The sequence below is a fragment of the Bartonella sp. AD328YNZD genome, assembly GCF_042196425.1.
The window spans coordinates 1-3,867 of sequence record NZ_JBHIQG010000230.1 but is presented as its reverse complement, the minus strand read 5'-3'; the positions used below and the strand labels follow the sequence as shown (position 1 = coordinate 3,867).

The 3,867-nt window shown below is 39.6% G+C and carries 3 protein-coding genes; all 3 read left to right on the top strand.

Translation table 11 applies throughout. From position 1 onward, the window contains the following. On the top strand, positions 1-276 hold a 276-nt coding region (gene sdhD, locus ACFIO3_RS09750; protein ID WP_375704375.1), incomplete at its 5' end, for a succinate dehydrogenase, hydrophobic membrane anchor protein. Between the two features lie 6 nt (positions 277-282). Next, positions 283-2,127, top strand: coding sequence for a succinate dehydrogenase flavoprotein subunit (sdhA, locus tag ACFIO3_RS09745; RefSeq protein ID WP_375614370.1), 1,845 nt, complete (start codon positions 283-285; stop codon positions 2,125-2,127). Positions 2,128-2,141: 14 nt separating this feature from the next. Then, entirely contained in the window at positions 2,142-2,921 is a 780-nt protein-coding gene (locus ACFIO3_RS09740) for a succinate dehydrogenase iron-sulfur subunit (protein ID WP_375606011.1), read from the top strand. The last annotated feature ends 946 nt before the right edge of the window (positions 2,922-3,867 follow it).

Genomic DNA, 3,867 nt, shown 5'->3' with positions numbered 1-3,867 from the left:
CTTTTGATATTTTTTATTGTTCTTATTCTTTCGCTTGTGGGCAAGGATTATAGTATTGTGCGTGCACGGCTTGCACATCCTATTGTTGCTATTTTGATGGGATTGATGACTTTTTCGGTCCTTTATCATATGAAACTTGGTATGCAGGTGGTGATTGAAGATTATATTCCACGTGAAGGTTTTCGGATATTCTTTTTGACGTTAAATATTTTATTTTGTTTTCTCGTAGGTGGTATCATTATTTTTTCTCTTTTGAAAATTGCATTAGGGGGTTAAACAAGTATGGCGGGTACAGGATCATCTCTGGGCGCTAAAGCAGGTAACGCCCCTTATCGCACTGTAGATCATAAATTTGATGTTGTTGTTGTTGGGGCAGGTGGTGCAGGATTACGTGCAACATTAGGTATGGCGGAACAAGGATTAAAGACAGCTTGTATTACGAAGGTTTTTCCAACGCGCTCACATACGGTTGCAGCACAAGGGGGGATTGCTGCATCGCTTTCAAATATGGGGCCTGATAATTGGCAGTGGCATTTATATGATACCGTGAAAGGTTCTGATTGGTTGGGCGATACCGATGCAATGGAATATTTGGTGCGTAATGCTCCTGCTGCTGTGTATGAATTAGAACATTATGGCGTTCCTTTTTCGCGAACGCAAGAAGGCAAAATTTATCAGCGTCCTTTTGGTGGACATACGACACAATTTGGTGAAGGTCCACCTGTTCAGCGTACTTGCGCAGCAGCTGACCGTACAGGCCATGCCATTTTGCATACGCTTTATGGACAAAGCTTAAAGCATAATGCGCAATTTTTTATTGAATATTTTGCCCTCGATCTCATCATGACGGATGGGGTTTGTACGGGGGTTGTGGCATGGAATCTCGATGATGGTACAATACATCGTTTTTCTGCCAAAATGGTTGTTCTTGCAACCGGTGGTTATGGACGCGCTTATTTTTCTGCGACATCGGCGCATACCTGTACGGGTGATGGTGGTGGAATGATCGCACGTGCTGGATTGCCACTTCAGGATATGGAGTTTGTGCAATTCCATCCGACAGGGATTTATGGTTCTGGTTGCTTAATTACAGAAGGAGCTCGGGGTGAGGGGGGCTATTTAATCAATTCTGAGGGTGAACGCTTTATGGAGCGCTATGCACCTTCCTTTAAGGATTTGGCTTCACGTGATTTGGTTTCGCGTTGTATCACTCTTGAAATTCGTGAAGGGCGTGGCGTGGGACCTAAGAAGGACCATATTCATTTGGTTCTCAACCATATTGATCCTGCAATCTTGCACGAGCGTTTACCAGGAATTTCGGAATCAGCTCGGATTTTTGCAGGGGTGGATGTAACAAAAGAACCTATCCCCATCTTGCCAACGGTCCATTATAACATGGGGGGAATTCCTACCAACTACTACGGGGAAGTTCTCAATCCAACGGCTGATTCGCCTGATCGTATTCAACCAGGGTTGATGGCGGTAGGAGAAGCGGGATGTGCTTCTGTTCATGGGGCTAATCGCTTGGGGTCAAATTCATTGATTGATCTTGTGGTGTTTGGTCGTGCTGCTGCTCTTCGCGCAGGTAAAATTATTGATCGGAATGCAGAAATTCCACCCCTGAATGAAGCTGCTGTTGATGAAATTATAGCACGTTTTGATCGTTTGCGTTTTGCAAAAGGGGCGGTACCAACAGCGGTATTGCGTGAAAAAATGCAACGCACGATGCAAGAAGATGCGGCTGTCTTCCGTACAGAGGATTCTTTGCAACAAGGATGTCAGCGGATGAATAAAATCTGGGAGGAATTGTCTGATATCAAAGTTACAGATCGTTCTCTGATATGGAATTCTGATTTGGTTGAAACATTAGAGCTTGAAAATCTCATGGCGAATGCAATCATGACTGTTTATTCGGCGGAAGCTCGTTTAGAAAGCCGCGGTGCCCATGCGCGTGAAGATTATCCAGAGCGTGATGATAAAAATTGGCGTAAACATACGCTTTCACATTTGTCAAAAGAGGGTAAGGTGACGTTATCATATCGACCTGTCCATGTGGACCCGTTAACATCTGAAGCTGATGGTGGGATCGATTTAAAGCGCATTGCACCTAAAAAACGGGTTTATTAAGGGGAGACTGAAATATGGTACAAATTAAGCTTCCTAAAAACTCTCAGGTAAAACCGGGAAAGGTTTGGCCTAAACCTAAAGGTGCTAAAAAACTAACAGAATTTCACGTTTATCGTTGGTCGCCTGATGATGAGGAAAATCCTCGTTTAGATACCTATTACGTAGATCGTTCCGCTTGTGGCCCGATGATTCTTGATGGGCTTTTGTTTATTAAAAACCATATTGATCCAACTTTGACACTTCGTCGATCTTGCCGTGAAGGCATCTGTGGTTCATGTGCGATGAATATTGATGGAACCAATACATTAGCTTGTACCAAAGGGATGGATGATGTAAAACATCCCATTAAGGTCTATCCGTTGCCTTCCATGCCGGTTGTTAAAGATTTGGTTCCTGACTTGAATCGCTTTTATGCGCAACACCGAGTTATTGAGCCTTGGTTACAAACAGTTTCTCCTGAACCTGCAAAAGAATGGTTACAAAGTCACTCCGATCGCCAAAAAATCGATGGCCTTTATGAGTGCATTTTGTGTGCGTGTTGTCAGACTTCATGTCCAAGTTATTGGTGGAACGGTGATCGTTATTTGGGGCCCGCTGTTTTGCTTCAAGCTTATCGCTGGATTGCGGATTCACGTGATGAGATGTGTGGTGAACGTCTTGATAATTTAGAAGATCCTTTCCGCCTTTATCGTTGTCATACGATTATGAATTGTGCCCAAACTTGTCCAAAGGGATTAAATCCAGCGAAAGCGATTGCTGAAATTAAAAAACTCATGGTTGAACGCCGCCTTTGAAAATTTACTGATTGATCAAAATAAAGCGCAAGGTGGAAAATTGTATCTCCTTTTAGCAATTAAATCTCTAAAAAAAGATCGGCTGCTTATGGGAGCGCAGTAGCTATAATCATTCTAAAAGTGAAGTAATCCCTAAAAAATTAAGCAATCCTTGCAATGGCTGAGCAGAAAACTCATAGTTGAAAATTGATCAATTAACGAACAGTAAAAAGAAAAATAGAAAATTGTGCGTGTTTTTTGTGCTTTTTGAGGCTTAATCTCTAAAAATTTATTGGCTTCTATGAGGCGGTTAGTATAGTTATTATTGCCTTTAAAAAGGCTTTAGTTTTTTGAGTAGACTATACTTTAAATAGGCATTCTATGTAAAAATAATAAAATCAATATGCCATGTGTTTTTATTTTTATTAAATTCGTATCAGAATTTTTATTTTGATGCAGATTCAATTAATCATTTTTTATAAAAAACGATAACTCTGTATAAATATAGCACAAAAAATAAATGCTGATACAAATATTATAACGCATGTAAATTATCTAAATGAAATACAAAGGAGTGATCATTATGACAATTCGTCATTTTACGACACATTTATTATAATATCGAAAACATTGCTAATATTCAGGGATTAGGAATTTTTGATAATATCATTATATATAAAGGTCATATTTTTATTTTAAAGATTGGATTGTTAATCGCATTAAACAACAAAATTTATAGTTCTCAAAAAATGGAGAATGTAAAATCCCTCTCTATTGTAGAGATAGATCATATAGTTAAGGGGGGTAGTAATTTAAAACTATTGTAACGTCATAGATTTAAATTCACTAAAGAGCAAATAAGACGTTTGAAAAATATCAAATTTATAGTTTTTCCCGAAAATTTAGAAAACACTAGTGAGAATTCTAAGAACACGTGTTGCGAATGTGGAATAAGGGCTGTTTATAG

Excerpts from the sequence above, each read along its gene's own strand:
- ACFIO3_RS09740 (WP_375606011.1), top strand. The coding sequence starts at position 2,142 with ATGGTACAAATTAAGCTTCCTAAAAACTCTCAGGTAAAACCGGGAAAG.
- sdhA (WP_375614370.1), top strand. The coding sequence starts at position 283 with ATGGCGGGTACAGGATCATCTCTGGGCGCTAAAGCAGGTAACGCCCCT.